The organism is Neorhodopirellula pilleata, assembly GCF_007859915.1.
Lineage (GTDB): Bacteria > Planctomycetota > Planctomycetia > Pirellulales > Pirellulaceae > Rhodopirellula > Rhodopirellula pilleata.
The window spans coordinates 251,639-267,265 of sequence record NZ_SJPM01000003.1 but is presented as its reverse complement, the minus strand read 5'-3'; the positions used below and the strand labels follow the sequence as shown (position 1 = coordinate 267,265).

The 15,627-nt window shown below is 56.1% G+C and carries 16 protein-coding genes; 3 read left to right on the top strand and 13 right to left on the bottom strand.

Annotated features, from left to right (window positions below):
• Positions 1 to 83 precede the first annotated feature (83 nt).
• The 12 genes from rplP to Pla100_RS09930 all read right to left on the bottom strand — a co-directional run bounded on the left by rplP (position 84) and on the right by Pla100_RS09930 (position 8,280).
• Positions 84 to 500 carry a 50S ribosomal protein L16 gene (gene rplP / locus Pla100_RS09985; protein ID WP_146577553.1) on the bottom strand — a complete coding sequence of 139 codons (417 nt, stop codon included), beginning with the start codon at positions 498 to 500 and terminating at the stop codon, positions 84 to 86.
• Entirely contained in the window at positions 439 to 1,149 is a 711-nt protein-coding gene (gene rpsC / locus Pla100_RS09980; protein ID WP_146577552.1) for a 30S ribosomal protein S3, read from the bottom strand. The genes rplP and rpsC overlap by 62 nt, the downstream gene beginning before the upstream one ends.
• A 76-nt stretch (positions 1,150 to 1,225) precedes the next feature.
• Complete coding sequence (gene rplV, locus Pla100_RS09975; protein WP_146577551.1) at positions 1,226 to 1,585, bottom strand: 50S ribosomal protein L22; 360 nt, start codon at positions 1,583 to 1,585, stop codon at positions 1,226 to 1,228.
• 17 nt (positions 1,586 to 1,602) lie between these two features.
• On the bottom strand, positions 1,603 to 1,872 hold the full coding sequence (gene rpsS / locus Pla100_RS09970) for a 30S ribosomal protein S19 (protein ID WP_146577550.1): 270 nt from the start codon (positions 1,870 to 1,872) through the stop codon (positions 1,603 to 1,605).
• Positions 1,873 to 1,918: 46 nt separating this feature from the next.
• Positions 1,919 to 2,779 carry a 50S ribosomal protein L2 gene (gene rplB, locus Pla100_RS09965; RefSeq protein ID WP_146577549.1) on the bottom strand — a complete coding sequence of 287 codons (861 nt, stop codon included), beginning with the start codon at positions 2,777 to 2,779 and terminating at the stop codon, positions 1,919 to 1,921.
• Between the two features lie 99 nt (positions 2,780 to 2,878).
• Positions 2,879 to 3,202 carry a 50S ribosomal protein L23 gene (gene rplW, locus Pla100_RS09960; protein ID WP_146577548.1) on the bottom strand — a complete coding sequence of 108 codons (324 nt, stop codon included), beginning with the start codon at positions 3,200 to 3,202 and terminating at the stop codon, positions 2,879 to 2,881.
• A 14-nt stretch (positions 3,203 to 3,216) separates the two neighbouring features.
• Positions 3,217 to 3,885, bottom strand: coding sequence for a 50S ribosomal protein L4 (gene rplD, locus Pla100_RS09955; RefSeq protein WP_146577547.1), 669 nt, complete (start codon positions 3,883 to 3,885; stop codon positions 3,217 to 3,219).
• Between the two features lie 10 nt (positions 3,886 to 3,895).
• A complete protein-coding gene (gene rplC, locus Pla100_RS09950; RefSeq protein ID WP_231602914.1) occupies positions 3,896 to 4,546 on the bottom strand; it encodes a 50S ribosomal protein L3 in 651 nt (216 codons plus the stop codon).
• Between the two features lie 363 nt (positions 4,547 to 4,909).
• Positions 4,910 to 5,236 carry a 30S ribosomal protein S10 gene (gene rpsJ / locus Pla100_RS09945; RefSeq protein ID WP_083905006.1) on the bottom strand — a complete coding sequence of 109 codons (327 nt, stop codon included), beginning with the start codon at positions 5,234 to 5,236 and terminating at the stop codon, positions 4,910 to 4,912.
• A 143-nt stretch (positions 5,237 to 5,379) separates the two neighbouring features.
• Positions 5,380 to 6,009, bottom strand: a complete 630-nt coding sequence (locus Pla100_RS09940) for a LutC/YkgG family protein (RefSeq protein WP_146577545.1) — start codon at positions 6,007 to 6,009, stop codon at positions 5,380 to 5,382.
• Positions 6,006 to 7,445 carry a lactate utilization protein B gene (locus Pla100_RS09935; RefSeq protein WP_146577544.1) on the bottom strand — a complete coding sequence of 480 codons (1,440 nt, stop codon included), beginning with the start codon at positions 7,443 to 7,445 and terminating at the stop codon, positions 6,006 to 6,008. The genes Pla100_RS09940 and Pla100_RS09935 overlap by 4 nt, the downstream gene beginning before the upstream one ends.
• A 79-nt stretch (positions 7,446 to 7,524) precedes the next feature.
• Positions 7,525 to 8,280: a (Fe-S)-binding protein gene (locus tag Pla100_RS09930; RefSeq protein ID WP_146577543.1), complete on the bottom strand. Its 756-nt coding sequence runs from the start codon at positions 8,278 to 8,280 to the stop codon at positions 7,525 to 7,527.
• Positions 8,281 to 8,603: 323 nt separating this feature from the next.
• Here Pla100_RS09930 and Pla100_RS09925 point away from each other — a divergent pair, with 323 nt between their 5' ends.
• The 3 genes from Pla100_RS09925 (at position 8,604) to Pla100_RS09915 (ending at position 12,487) form a co-directional block, all read left to right on the top strand.
• Entirely contained in the window at positions 8,604 to 9,788 is a 1,185-nt protein-coding gene (locus Pla100_RS09925; RefSeq protein ID WP_146577542.1) for a hypothetical protein, read from the top strand.
• A 25-nt stretch (positions 9,789 to 9,813) separates the two neighbouring features.
• Complete coding sequence (locus tag Pla100_RS09920) at positions 9,814 to 11,325, top strand: AAA family ATPase (protein ID WP_197167816.1); 1,512 nt, start codon at positions 9,814 to 9,816, stop codon at positions 11,323 to 11,325.
• 91 nt (positions 11,326 to 11,416) lie between these two features.
• Entirely contained in the window at positions 11,417 to 12,487 is a 1,071-nt protein-coding gene (locus Pla100_RS09915; RefSeq protein WP_231602913.1) for a BPSS1187 family protein, read from the top strand.
• Between the two features lie 44 nt (positions 12,488 to 12,531).
• On the opposite strand, the gene Pla100_RS09910 is transcribed toward Pla100_RS09915, so the two are convergent.
• On the bottom strand, positions 12,532 to 15,549 hold the full coding sequence (locus tag Pla100_RS09910; protein WP_146577540.1) for a CHAT domain-containing tetratricopeptide repeat protein: 3,018 nt from the start codon (positions 15,547 to 15,549) through the stop codon (positions 12,532 to 12,534).
• Between the last annotated feature and the right edge of the window lie 78 nt (positions 15,550 to 15,627).

Sequence of the window (15,627 nt, the reverse complement as noted above, 5' to 3'; positions counted from 1 at the left end):
CGCGAGGGGTTGAATGAAACGCCTGGCACCACGCTGTCGCGATGGATAACCAAACCTAATTCAAAACTGAAAATCAGACTCCGCTACGCGGGGCGTCGCGCTACAAAACGGACCTTTACAGGCATTTTGCTAGCTAATCGAGCGAAACAAACTTTTGCTTGTTGTTCGGTCACACCACCAAGTTCGTATAAAACGGTTCCCGGCTTAACAATCGCAGCCCAGAAGTCCGGCTCACCCTTACCTTTACCCATTCGAGTTTCCAGCGGGGTGCTGGTAACTGACTTGTCTGGGAAAATTCGGATATAAAGCTTTCCTTCGCCACGAACGTATTGCTGGGCAGCGATTCGGCCGGCTTCGATCGTCGTTGCTTTGATCCATCCGGCATCCAATGACTGAATGCCGAAGTCTCCAAAGACGACCGTATTGCCGCGAGTAGCGTTACCTTTTATACGACCTCTTTGGCTTTTTCGATGCTTGACCCGTTTGGGCATCAGCGCCATCGTTGTCGTCTCCGTAAGTACCTTGGTTAATCCACACCTGAATCCCGATGTGCCCCTGTGGCGTCATCGCTTCGGTGAAGCCGTAATCAATCTTTGCTTGGAGCGTGCTCAATGGAATCGAGCCCGCACTTTGCTTTTCACGCCGGGCCATTTCCGCTCCACCGAGCCGACCCGCCATTTGAATCTTGATGCCCTTGGCACCTGCATCCATCGTCTGCTCGAGCGATCGTTTCATCGTTCGGCGGAAACTGGAACGCTTGGCCAATTGTTGGGCGATGTCTTCGGCGACGAGCTGCGCTTGCAACTCGGGGCGTCCGACTTCCTCGACCTTCAAGTTGATGCGGCGACCGACCAGGTTCTGCAATTCGGCTTGAAGGATTTCAATTTCTTGACCCTTCTTACCGATGATCAAACCGGGCCGAGCGACGTACATCATCACTCGAACTTCGTCACGCGTTCGCTCGATCTCAATCCGATCGATGCCAGCGCTTTTGTAACTTGCTTTCTTGGGGTTCTTCGTAATGAAGTCCCGGATCTTCTTGTCTTCGACCAGCAACGCGGCGTAATCTTGCTTCGACGCGTACCAGCGGCTGGACCACCCACGGGTGATACCAGTTCGGAACGCGATCGGATGGACTTTTTGACCCATGGAATGAGTTTTTGAGTTTGAAGGGCTGAGGACTGAGCGAAAATTGGAAGGTGTGTGAGTTCAGCGAGGGCCAAACTCAGATTTCATCGATGTGAGTCAGACCCACACTGATATGACTGGATCGTTTCTTAATCATGAACGCCATCCCGCGAGCACGCGGGCGAATTCGTTTAAACATCGGGCCACCATCGACTCGAACGTCGGTAAGAACCAACTCTTCGATCTTAAAGCCCCGACCGTTATTTTGCTCAGGATCCTGAGCATTTCCTACGGCACTTTTGATAACCTTCTCAAGCATGCGAGCACCTCGTTGCGGCTGATACTTGAGTGTATCGAGCGCTTCGTCGGCGTACATGCCCCGAACCAAATTGGCAACCAATCGCACTTTTTGTGCGCTGATTCGGGCGTTCTTGTGATATGCGGTGAATTGCGACATGGGTTGGAATCTCCTGCTTAACGCTTGCCTTTGCCGCCGTGTCCACGGAAGGTCCGTGTAGGCGAGAACTCGCCGAGCTTATGCCCGACCATGTCTTCGGTAACCAGAACCTTCAGGTGCTGACGGCCGTTGTGAACCATAAAGGTCACGTTGACGAACTCGGGAACGATCGTGCATGATCGCGACCAAGTCTTGATCGGTTCGCTGGAGCCGGTTTCGGCCGCCTTTTGAACCTTGAAAAATAGTTTCGGGTCGACATAGGGACCCTTTTTGCTGCTACGACTCATAATGAATTCTCAGACGATTTCTGAACGCGTGCGGTAACGGGCCGACCTACTTGTGAAGTTTCAATTGACCGTATCGACGGCTCTTGCGTCGCCGAACGATCGACGAGTTGCTTGGTTTACGTTTCTGACGAGTTGCTCCACCCTTGGCACTCTTGCCTTGCGGGCTAACCGGGTGGCGTCCACCCTTGGTTCGTCCTTCACCACCACCGTGCGGGTGATCGATCGGGTTCATCGCCGTACCACGGACATGCGGCCGACGTCCTAACCAACGAGCACGACCGGCCTTTCCAATGCGAATCTTCATATGATCGCTGTTACCGACCATACCGATCGTGGCACGACAGGTACTTGGAACCCGACGAACTTCGCCACTTGGCAACAACAACTGCGCCCAATCTGCCTCACGGGCTTGAAGTGTTGCCTGCGTTCCCGCACTGCGACACATCACAGCACCACGACCGGCACGCATCTCGATGCAACAGATCGCGGTACCCAACGGAATGTTCTTCAACGGTAGGCAATTTCCAACCACAGGAGCGGCATTCGGGCCATTCTCCAGACGATCGCCGGCCTTGATCCCAGCCGGAGCAACAACGTATGCCTTCTCGCCATCGGCGTATTTCAACAGAGCGATACGAGCAGAACGATTCGGATCATACTGAACGGAATCCACCACGCCGACCATCCCATCTTTAACACGACGGAAATCGATCACGCGGTACATCTGCTTGTGACCACCACCGCGGTGACGAGCGGTGATCTTGCCCTGATTGTTACGACCACCAGTCTTACGCTGTGGACGCAGCAAGGAACGCTCTGGCTTGTAGCCTTTCGTCAAATCCTTGAAGTCACTGACCGACGAGTTTCGTCGACCGGCGCTGGTCGGTTTGTAGATTCGGATGCCCATGGGAGTAGCTTTTAGCGGTTAGCGATTGGCTTTTGGGAACAAAAACAGGATGTCTTGGTAAAACGGCCGATAGCGAAAATGCTACAAGCCAAAACTTTCTCAGAAGAAGTCGATTCGATGATCTTCCTGCAGCGAAACAATCGCTTTCTTCCAGTCATTCGTGCGACCGATTTTATAACGAAACCGTCGCGCCTTACCCTTTCGGGTTTGAGTACGGACCTTCGTCACCTTAACATCAAACAAAGACTCGACGGCTTTCTTGACATCGATCTTGGTCGCGTCCCGGTGGATCTGAAACGCGTACTGATTGTTTCGCGAGGCACGGTGCACGCCCTTCTCAGTAACGAGCGGCTTCAACAAAACCTGATGCGGCTCGAGTTGGATCGCGCGTTCGACGGGCTTTGGCGGTTGAATAGCAGACATGTTCTTAAATCGTCCTAAGCGACGACCTCCTCCGTTGTTGTGCTGGCGGCGTTCACAGCAAAGGTACCGTCTTTGATTCGGTCCAACGCTTCAGTGGTGAAAACCACCTTCTTTGGCTTTAACAGCGTCAACGCGTTGAGTTGCCGAACAGGCTCGACGGTCACGCCGGTGATATTGCGACCGCTCTTGTAGACCACTGAATCATCCGATCCAGTCGCCACCAAGGTCGTGACACCCTCGAGCCCGAGATTCTTCAAGACCGCTGCCATCTGGCTCGTCTTAGGCGAGTCCAAGCCGAACTGATTAATGACAATGACTTCGCCATCATCGATCCGCGAGCGGATTGCCATGCGAGTCGCCAACTTAACCGCCTTCTTTGGGTGACGGTAGCTGTAGTCGCGTGGCTTGATCGTCCGAGCCACACCACCACCACGACGAACGTTCGTCCGCTTACCACCGGCCCGAGCATTCCCGGTGCCTTTCTGGCGATACATCTTTTTCTTATGACCACTGACTTGACCGCGAGTTCTCGAATTATGCGAGCCCTGGCGTTTGTTGGCCTGATACATCACGACTACGTCGTGAAGCAATTGCTTGCTGACCCGGTCAGCAATCTGCGTGGTGTCGATCTCGTACGAGCCGACCTCTTTTCCCGACGCATCATGAATTGGAAGAGTTGCCATTAGCTTTACCTTAGACCTTGTTCGTTTGACGAATGGAAACGAACCCACCGTTCGGGCCAGGAATGGCACCACGAACAAGCAACAAATTGTTTTCGGTGTCGATACTTACGACTTCGAGATTCCGGGTCGTGACACGGGCGTTTCCATATTGACCCGCCATCCGCTTACCCTTGAAGACGCGACTCGGGTAGGCACTCATACCCGTACCACCGCCGTGACGGTGACACTTCTTGACACCGTGCGATGCTCGCTGACCGGCGAAGTTGTGCCTCTTCATCACACCCGAAAAACCACGACCTTTACTGGTCCCGGTCACATCGACCTTCTTGACCTCGGCGAACTGTTCGACCGTCAAAGTATCACCGACCGACACTTCGGAAGCCCCACGGAATTCACGGATGAAACGCTGAGGCTCACAATCGGGCTTAGGCAACGCTTCAACGCCTGCGGCGGAGCGAACCTTGGACCGCTTACTCTCGATGACCGCGACCTGGCCACGCTCACTTCGCGACGCCAAACGACGCGGCTTATCCTCGAAACCTAACTGAACAGCCTCATAGCCGTCCCGCTCTTTACTGCGAACCTGAAGGACACGGCAGGGACCGGCTTGCACGACCGTAACCGGAACCGCAGTTCCGTCTTCGAGGAAGACCTGAGTCATTCCTACTTTTCGGCCTAAAATGGATGGTGACATTACAATTCCCGCCCGCCGCTCTCGAAGCGGGCCATTCGTGATTCGTTAGGAGTTCCGGGACCGCCCGACGATTCGACCCAGCAACCCCGCCGAAGCAAGGAGCCGACCGTTATCGCCGCAGCTTCCGACCATACGGAAAACCGTGACTTCTCAAGTGAAACAAAAACGAGGCCGTGCAAAAACACGGACGACTCAAAAACCCCGGACGAGGTAACGAACCCCAACCGAGAAAACCGACATTTCAATGGCTCGCCAAAGCAAGCCCACGAGCGATGCGAAACAAAAGGCAAACAACCTTTGACACACCAGACTCGCGATCAGGGGACACAATCAGCGGGCGGAGGCCTTGATCTTAATGTCAACCCCAGCCGGCAGACTGAGTTTATTCAACGCTTCAATGGTCTTGGCCGAAGCCTGGACGATGTCAACCAAACGCTTGTGCGTCCGGATTTCAAACTGCTGCCGTGCTTTCTTATTCACGAACGGACTCGACAGAACGGTATAACGCTCGATCCGAGTCGGCAAGGGAATCGGACCGTGAACGATACTGGCAGTTGCCTTGACCGTGTCGACGATGTCGCGGGCACTCTGATCCAGGACGGCATGGTCGTATGCTTCCATACGAATGCGGATAACTTCACTGGCACCAGTTGACACGCTGACGTTCCACTACAAAAGACGGCGAAAGGGTTTCTTCGAAGCAACCAATTTGCGTCGAAGAGGCGAGAATGTACGGGGGTGTCCACGAAGCGTCAACGGCTTTTGAACATTTGATGAAAAAAATCTGGCGGATTCTTTCGTTAAGGCAACAGAAACACTTGCAACTTGCGGCAACCGTGAGCCCCAAGCACCAGGGATTGTTCAATGTCGGCGGTTTTACTGGGGCCGGACACAAAAATCCCGAAACCCGCTTTGGGCCGTCCGATCCGAGTGTAGGCGTCATGCATGTGCTGCAGGATTTGACGCCTTGACACCACAATGGCGAGATACTGCGCGATGAAAATCATGACTCGGTGCGGCATCGTTTCCCCATCGATCCAGATCGACCCATTTTCGGCAACGCCGAATTCGCCCTTGACGATCGTCCAGTCCAATGTTGAGAGCGAGTGTGGATCGTCGACTTGCGTTAAATCCACCGTCGGCGAGACCGCTTCAGGGAAAGTGGAAGCGATTCGATGAGCGTTCTTGAAAACTTCGATCCCGTTGAGGATCTCTCTGATCTGCTGTGGCGAATCAACGAGGTGTGGCTCTCCACCAACAAATCTCAGCACTTCCTGAAACTTTTCGACCGGGTCATCGAAATGAATCAAGCGAGCCGGGTCGATCTCGGGCAAGGCGGGGCCTTCGATGAAAGTCCCCCGCAGGCGATCCAAGATAGCTTGTTTGCCGGGCGAATCGGGGCTCGCTTGCGTTTGAGCACGGGCGATCATGACTGAGTCTCCTGGTGATGCGACGATTCATGACGCGACGGCGCCGGCGGAGGCGTGCGGTTCTCGGAGTACCAAGCTCGAAAACTTTGCTTCGGCGGCGAGGGCAAATCGCGATCGATCGACCATCCATTGAGCGGGTTGTGGGTGACCGGTTTGGGCAAATACTTCAGTGCCACGCGGCCGAAATACCCCGCCGTGGCGAATATCCGAGGACTTCGAAATAGCAGCGATGCGGCCTTCATACTGACCCGCTTATTCCAGGCAACGAGTCGCCGGCCGACCAACTCCTTTCGCCATGCTAGCAATTGATGGTGAAGCGGAATCTTGACGGGGCACACGTCGGTGCAAGAACCGCACAGGCTACAGGCGAACGGCAGGCTTTTGTGCTTTTTCGCGTCCTTGGCAGGCCCCAAAACACTGCCGATCGGCCCGGGAACGGTTGCTTGGTAGCTGTGCCCACCGCCACGACGGTACACCGGGCAAGTGTTCATGCAAGCCCCACAGCGGATGCAGTGCAACGAATCACGAAACGTCTTGCTATCGCGGATTTTCGTCCGGCCGTTGTCGACCAAAACGATATGCAATTGGCTGCCGTCGTCCTTGGGGCCATGGAAATGCGACGTGTAACTGGTGATCGGCTGGCCCGTCGCGCTGCGGGCGAGCAACCGGGTAAATACCGCTAAATCTTGAAATCGCGGCAACAATTTCTCGATGCCCATGCAAGCGATGTGGATCTTCGGCAACGAAACGCCGAGATCCGCATTGCCCTCATTGGTACAAACCACCAATCCACCGGTTTCGGCGATCGCGAAGTTGACTCCCGTGATGCCGACCTCTCCCTGCAAAAACTTACCTCGCAAGTGACCGCGGGCGGCTTCGGTGAGAACCTGAGGGTCGGATTCCCCTTTGCGAGTCCCCAGATGCTGATGAAAGGTCTCGCCGACCTCTTCTTTCTTGATGTGAATCGCAGGCAAAACAATGTGACTCGGCGTTTCACCACGCAACTGAACGATCCGTTCACCCAAATCGGTGTCGATGACCTCGATCCCATTTTCGATCAAGAAGTCGTTCAGATGGCATTCTTCGGTGAGCATCGACTTGCTCTTGATGATCCGCAGCATGTCGTTTTGACGCAGGATACTTAAGACGATCTCGTTGTGTTCGTCGGCGTCCCGGGCCCAATGCACCACCGCGCCCAAACGGGTCGCGTTGGCTTCGAATTGCTGCAAATAATCAGGCAAATTGGCGATCGTGTGGGTCTTGATCGCCGATGCCTGTTCGCGGAGGTACTCCCATTCGGGAATCGATTGGGCCATTTTGTCGCGTTTGCTGCGGACGAACCACAATGAATCGTCGTGCCAATGCGACCGCTCGACGTTTTGAACAAAATCGCGAGCCGCTTTGGGATGATCGACGATGGGGAGGGCAATCGACATGAGATTTACGCCAAAAAATGGTGCCGTTTACCGGCGATGAGTACAAAATGAACGCACACACAGTCGCTCAAACCGGCGATCACAACGCCTTGAGCGGCCTGCCGGCGAGGACTTCCGCGATATGCATGACTTGCAACGGAAATTTACGGCGACGGATGAGTCCTTGCATGTGCATCAAACAGCTCATGTCGCCGGCAATCATCACTTCGCTGCCTGCACCCACGTGATCTTGGATCCGATCGACGCCCATCGCGACGCTGGTTTCCCTCTCGGTAACCGCAAATGTGCCGCCAAAACCACAGCATTCATCCGTCCGGGTGAGCGGCAAAATCTCCACGCCCCCGAGTGACTCGAGCAGGATGCGTAGCTTGTTTTCTCGAGGAACCATTTGTTCGCTGCAACCGGCCAAACGCAGTTCACGCAGACCATGGCAGCTCGAGTGGATGCTGACCCGGTGGTTGAATTGGCCGTCGATTTTGCGAACGTTGAGCTTGTCGACCAGGAACTCGCACAATTCGTAAGTGGAATCACGCAACTTGATGAAATTCTCGTCGTCGGATGCAAAGAATTGGTTGTAGTGGTTGCGGATCATCGACGTGCAGCTACCCGACGGGCATACGACGGCGTCATACCCCGAAAAGATCTCGACGAATTGCCGGGCCACCGGCGCGGTGTCGGCCTCGCAACCCGTGTTTGCCATCGGTTGGCCGCAACAGGTTTGATTTTTGGGAAAATGAACCTGAACGCCCTGTCGCTCGAGTAGTTCGAGCGTCGCGATCGCCACGTCGGGGAAAAACTGATCGATGTAACAGGGGACGAAGAGGGCGACGTTCATCAAGTGGTTGAGTTGGCGAAAGCGAGGCAAATAGCAGACGAGTTTGGCAGTATAGCCGATCGGTCCAATCGATGTACGCACTTGGCAGCACGCGCGGCAGTGGGCGTCTAGCATTGGCGACGTCCGACGACTTTTTTCCGTAGGGAGGGTGGCTGTGTCCGACTTTTCTGTCGTCAACTCGCCAATACTCGCAAGATTTCGTCTTGCGACCGGCGTCAAAGTTTCACTATCCCGAATAATCCTCAAGACAGAGGCGTCGATTCGACGATGCTTTCGCAGGGAGGAATCGACACCGCTTCCGTTTTTTTCGCAGGGACGCACCGATGACGCTCGCGTCAGATCACACAACCGCACGATCCACCGACCGCGAGGGCATTCCGCCCACCTTGCTGCGGCTCCCGGATCTCGATCCGCCGCCATCGGACGCTTCGAACGAAGCGGCCCTGGCAACGGCGTCAATGGGAACAATCCAAGCCGACGCGGCGTCACCTTTCGATCCACAGGATATCCGGGACGGCGCTAGCAATCCGCCGCCGTCACCGCGATCGGCCATGCGATCTCATGTCGAAGCGGCTGTTTCCGCAGCCGCCATCGCATCGGAACCATCGTCCGATTCGGAATTGCCACCGACCGAAAAAACATTCGTCGAACCTGCCCGCCGCAGTGAGCCGATCGAGTCCATCGAGCGACTTCAGTCCGACGAAGTAAGTTGGTTAACGATATTCGCGTCGCGGAAAACGCTGCTGGTTTTATTGGCCTTGGTCGCAGGGGTCGCAATCTTCTCGCCGCGTGGAGAAGAAGCACCATCCGATCAAGAGACTCCCATGTTGGTCGACCTTAGTAGCACATCCGACGAGCTTCCCAAAACTGATTTGAACACGCTGCCGGATCCGAACGAAGCCTTTCGCGACCCTGAATCTCTGCAAGCAACCCGATCGTCGGCAGCGCAGCTGCGACAACCGATTGCGAGCCACAATCCGAGCCGCGCTCACCTGGATATTTCCGAACCGATCTCGTTCGAGCCGCCAACGCCGAAACCGCAGTTGGCGTCGATGCCGTCGATGTCACCGTCCGTCAATGTGGGACGCCAAGAATCGCCTTCGTTCGAACCACTGGACGATTTCGATATGACGATCGCGTTTCCTTCCGAGGCAGCCCCGGCAATTGACATGGTGGGTGATTCCGAACCGACCGAGAAAGAATCATCCGCCCGATTGGTCGAATCACGGACGCCCCACGCGATCACGGATTGGAAGAAATTCTTACCCGGCATGAACGTCACCGAATCATCCGAACGAATGGATTCGTCACCCGACAAGGTGATTCGAACAAGCGCCGCGCCGGCTGAACCCAATTTCGAATTCGCCCTTCCCGGCGAACCGTCCGTCGACTCCAGCGGCGCAATGAAAGCGACCTCCATTCCGTCCAATGCCATTCCATCTGGATCGACACCGGAAGCCCGCGTGGCGATGCCGCCGACGCCTTCAATGCCATCCTCGCGGTACTAAGAACCAATCTACTCGAAGAACGATCATGCCCGACCTTACCAACGCTGGTGATTTTACGATGCAAACTTATGAATCGCTTCGTACCGAAGCGGAATCATTGCGACAGCGGGTCGGGCAAGAAAACGTGAATCAGTCGAGCGTCCTGGCAAGCCGTCGGCTCGACGAGGCGTTGCTTCGGCTCGACCTTGCAGCCGGCCGCAGACGCGATCGCACCTCCTCGCTGACCTCGGCCAGAGTTAGCGTCGAACGCGAAACGAGGACGACCAATCACGAAACGATTCAACCACGACTCGCTCCGTCCCGAACCAGCGACCTGGAACTGGATGAATCGATCCAACAATCCAGTGCGATGTGGTTCGAAGCTAACGACGAAGAACGCACACAGTATCGCTTCGAAGAGCCAGCCTCGGAGATCAAACCTCCGACGTCTCGCTTGCGAAATGCAGCAAGCCACAGCGACGCGGGTTTAAGCGAAGCGGGGCTCAGCAAAGTGAACCCCAGCGAAGCGGAACGCAAGCAACCGCCGTCGAACTCTGATCTAGCCGCCAAGGCAAATGTACCAGTGCCTGCGCCCGAGCATTCGGTTTCGATGCTCGACGCGACCACGCCCGATAGCTGGGCGATGTTGTTCTCGTCGCCGATCGACGTCATGATTTCAGCGCCTCACGAGCTGCGACACGAAACCCCGGTTGACGTCGCTCCGGCTGAAGAGAAAGTGACTGAAACCGCCCCGATTGAAATACCCTCTCACGGATCGGCCTCAATTGAACAGGCCCCCCAACTAGAAGCGGCTACCGCGGATACATCGTTTGATGAATCAACGTCAACGGATTTGGAAACGTCTCGATCAGCCCAAGATGAACCGGAAGGATCCGGCGAGCAAACCGGATCGTCATGCGAATTGGAATCATTCCAAGCCACATGGCAGGTCGACGAGTTCGTAGTACCGTCCGTCGTCGATGAACTCTTTTTGGGCGGTTCGATCGCCGAACAATTGGCGTCTCGCTTAGCCGCAGCCCGCCAAGACGGTTTGCGAACGATCGCCGTGACGAGTGCAAAATCCGGCGAGGGACGTTCGACAGTCGCCATGGGAATGGCCCTCAGTGTGGCCTTTTCGGGGCTGAAGGTGGCGATCGTCGACGCCGATCCCGAAGGGGTTCGTTTGGCAACGGATCTGCACTTGGATCTCGATCACAGTTGGCTCGATTGTGTTCGCCATCAATTGCCGTTGGAAGAAGCCGCCGTGCATTCCGATGCCGATTCGCTGACGTTGATTCCGATGCTCGGTCGTGACAACGAACCCACGATGGACTACACCGATCTGCGACTGTTGCTGCGTAAGTTGAAAACTTGTTTCGATTTGGTGGTCGTCGATTGCGGCGTGTCCGCGTTCGCCGAAGTCGGTTTGTGCGATACCGCATTGATCGTCCGTGACGTTCATCGCACCAAAGCTCACGAAGTCGAAACGCTTGCCAGGTCACTGCGTCGCAGTGGCGTGCAAGGAGTCGGCGTGATCGAGAACTACTGCCAAGGCTAGCGGCAAGGGAAGCCTTTGGACTGGTTTTGAGTTATGATGTTGCCTCGGCGCATCGTCGACCATCCTCACTCCCCTCCCCAATCGCATCACCATGACCTACGTCCGCACCAGCGCTTTGATCGCGCTGACGTTTTTGATTCTTGCTGCCTCGGCCCCCCACCACTCATGGGCTCAATCAACCCAAAAAAATAAACCAAACGCCTCCAAACGATTCGAGGCCACCGTTCGGGCGAGCAAGATCGATCCCCAGGTCAAGGCCTATCCGGAGATCAATTTCCTGATCGATCAACCCAATGGAAAACCCGCCGACGAGCAGCAGGCGTGGTTCGATCCGACGGTGAAGTCTCGCGGCCAATTGGTGATTTGGTTGATGGCCCACAAGCCGGAACTGTTCGAGCGAGTGACCAGTTATGGGTTGCACGCGATGCGAGTCCACTACGCCAACGGCTGGTTCGGCAAACTGTGTCAATCCAATCCCGTCGGGCCGACCTGCCGAGGTGACGTCCGCATCGAAGCCGCAACCGGGCTGGATTTCAGCGACGAGGTGGCGATCGCCAAACCGGACTCGATCGCGGTTCGTGCCTACCTGTATGTCAAGTACCTCGACCATCACAACGCACCCGGCAATTGGGGGCAGTTCCTCAATTCCGATCGTTCCGATTTGAACTGGGAAAAGGTCATCTTGGCGGGAAGTTCTCACGGATCGACCACTGCGGCGAGGTTCGCCAAACATCAAAAGGTCGCCCGCGTCGTCGCCCTATGCGGACCACGAGATCAACATCAAACGTGGCAGTCGCTGCCTTCGGCAACGCCGGCCAACCGATACTTTGCGTTCTCGCACGTCGAAGATTCGGGATGGGAAGCGGACCACTACTGTCGTTCGTGGGAGATGCTCGGACTCAACGAGTTCGGACCGATCGTGAACGTTGAGAATTCGAAACCGCCCTATCAAAACACTCGCCGTTTGATCACTGACTTCGATGTTCAAGGCAATGCCAATCGAGCCCACAGCAGCGTTCAACCAGGAAGCTCAGCATATAAGGACAAACAAGGCCGGTTTGTCCACGAACCGGTGTGGCGATACCTGTTCACGCACCCCGTCGACGCCGTCGGTGAGCCGGTCGAGCGTGACCCAGGATGCGATCACGTCCAGGCTCAGTAACCGGCGATCGCGTGAAGGCCTCGGAGATCTAAGGCCTCAGAGATCTATTGACGGCCGGTCACAGTCCAGGCCGCCCAGAAAAACGGATGAGCAGCGTTATAGGCGTTGCGGCGAGCATCGATGACACTACGTTGTGCGGACCGCAGGGCCATGCCTGTCGGTTGACCAGCGGTCATCGAGTCGAAAAACTCCGTGACGACTTGAACGCTTTCTTTGTCAGGAATTTGCCAGAGTGTCGCGACGACGGATTGAGCGCCCGCTAACTGAAACGCCTGCTTCAATCCCGCGACGCCTTCTCCGGAGTGGACCTCGCCCAAGCCTGTTTCGCAGGCGCTGAGAACGACCAGCCTAGTTCCGCGGAGGTCCGTGCTGACGATTTCCAAACCCGTCAGCACGCCGTCATCGATCCGGCTATCAGCGGCGCGTTCATTGCAGCCCGTCAGCAACAAGCCGCACCGTATTAGCGGATTCACTTGGCCACCGGCCGCATCGATGCCGCTCGACTCCGTTGCTTGGCTTGGCAGGAAAAACCCATGCGTGCTGAGCATCAGAATTTCCGGGCGGTGGACTTGCTTGAACACCAGTTCTAATGCCCAACGATCGCTGTAAAGTTGCGGCGGTTGCCCAGCCAATTCGCCGATCTTTGGCATCACGGCGGCCGCTTCGACTTCGGTACCGGGCAGTCGCCCCACACGTCCCAACATCGAGGGACCGGCGGTCAGAGCGGGGGCGGAACGCTCGCTGGTGTCGTTGCCGAAAATCTTCCGTGCCGCTTGGTCGGCTTCGGCCGGCGAGAGGTCATAGTTCGGGTTTGCCATCACGATCGGCTGACCCAGAGTGCTTTCGTCATCGGATGCGATCAGATCGCGTCCGCTGACGAGATAGCTAATATCGTAACGTTCGACTAGATACTCGTTCTCTCCGACCGGCAGTGCGGCCCACGGGACCAACCACAACCCCGCGTCGGGACTTAACAACAGCTTGGTCGCTTGGGTGGCTGTAATCAGCGGTTCCAGTGGAGCGAGAATGGACTGTTGGAGCGACACCAAATTCGTTCGCAGATTGACCTCGGCTTCCTCTTCACCCAACGAAACGATCTCCACGGGTGCCTGCTGTAACGCGGTTCGCGCCGACTCGATAAGCCGGTCGATCGGCTCGGCGGGACCGAGATTGACCAGCGAGACCGGCAGGTCTCCGGCGGGCGGGATCAACCAGGCTAGGTAATGAGCTACGCCTTCTCGTCGCGCTTCGTCTGCGGCGCCTGAAAACTCCATCGCCTCGAAATGTACGATCTCGATCAGTAGTTCTCCTTCTTGTAGTGCCGACCGTACGTCGGTCAGCTCGGTCCAGCCTCCGCCGTCGGTGGCGCGGCCGTTGAACTGCGCTAACTGCCGGGCGTATTTTTGCTCGTCCCATGCTAATTGATCCGCAAGCTCTTGCTGCTCCGAGATCGGCTTCGTCCCGAAGAACAGCTCCGATAAACGCTTTCGAACGGTTTGTAACTGACGAGCAATCTCCTGTGTGGCGGGGTTGGCGGTATCACGCGCTAACAGCGCACGCTGCGCCAGTGCCTGCCGCGTGAGACCTTTGCCGTTAAGCACCCAACCGGCGGACGCTTCGACAATCCGTTGGTCCGATGGCTGCTTCAGCGCCAGCGACAAACCTAGTCTCTGTTCGGGTTGATCGTTTTCTTTAAGATACGTCAACTGTTCCGTTTCAGACAGCGCCGGAAGCACCTTCGCAACGTAGGCCAGCGAGATCCGGCGGGATTCATCGATGCGTTCCGCAGCGCGACCCCACTCTTTGTCCAGCGCATCGAGTCCCGCCAACTGGCGCAGCGAAAACGCATAGGCGGGATGATTTCGACTAAGGGATCGCTCGATCCTCGTCTGAGCATCGTCGTAAAGCAGGCGAGCCTTCTCGCGATCGCCCTGGGAGTGCGCGAGATACGCCAAATCGGCGACCGCGTCTGCTACAAAAGGATGCTCGTCTCCCAAACCTTCCTGACGGACTCGCTTGGCTTCGGTCAGCAGCAACTCGGCTTCGGTGAATCGTTTTTGCTCGATCCAGAGCTTCGCCAACGCACGCTGCGTGTGGCCGACATCGGGATGATTGATGCCCAGCCGCTTCTGGCGAATTCGCAGTGCTTCTTGCAAATGTTGCTGCGCCTCGGGATATCGCTTTTGAATGGTTGCGATGATTCCCAGGTTTGAATGGACGCGAGCTTGATCAGGATGATCGGATTCTTGTTTGGCTTGGAAGATCGCGATGGCAGCTCGCAATTGAGTCAATGCCTTTTCATAAAGCCCAAGGTTTAAATACAACGAACCAAGATTAGCGGTCACCTTGGCGACTTCCAGAGCGTCGCCGAGCTGACGCTGGATCGTCAAGGCTTCGAGGAACGCCTGTTCGGCTCTCGCATATTCGTTCTGCGTCATCCAGTACGCGCCGTAGTTCATCAGCGTTGCCGCGTAGTGAGTCCGATGTTCCGAGCGACCAGAAAGAATCTTGAGCGAGCGGCGATAGAGCGGCTCGATCTCGCTGTAGATGCCTTGCTCTTTCAGGACAGTCGCTCGGTTATTGAGAATGACGGCGACTTGAAAACTGCTGGGACCGTAGTTTCTTTCAAAAATTTGCTGGGCGGCGAGGAAGCTGGCGTTGGCTTGATCGAACCGGCCGGTGTTGGTGTAAATCTGCCCGAGCAAGATATTCGCCTCTGCTTCGCCCTCGACGTCGCGGTTGCGGGCATACAACGATGCGGCCTGCAATAGCATCGGTTCGGCACGATCGTATTCGGCTAGATCGCGATGAAGCGAGCCGCGACTAAACTGAATCGCGGCGACTTGAATCGATCCGGGTCCGAACAACTGGCTGGCCAGCGGTAGGCTCTGGGTGTAGGCATCCAGTGCATCACGCGGTCGCCCTTGGTTAATGGCGGTTTCGGCTGCGGTGATGTATTGCGCCAGCCGTGTTGGGTTCTGTCCCAATGTTGAAGTAGGTGCCAAGACCGAACAGGTCAGAAGCAAAAGAAACTTTAGCACGCCCAGCTGAGATGGTTTCATATGCGACTCACTTCTCGTACCTGTTCAAAACAGAGGCCAGGGGGCGGAATTCGAGTAAAGTAGTTATGCGTTACGTCG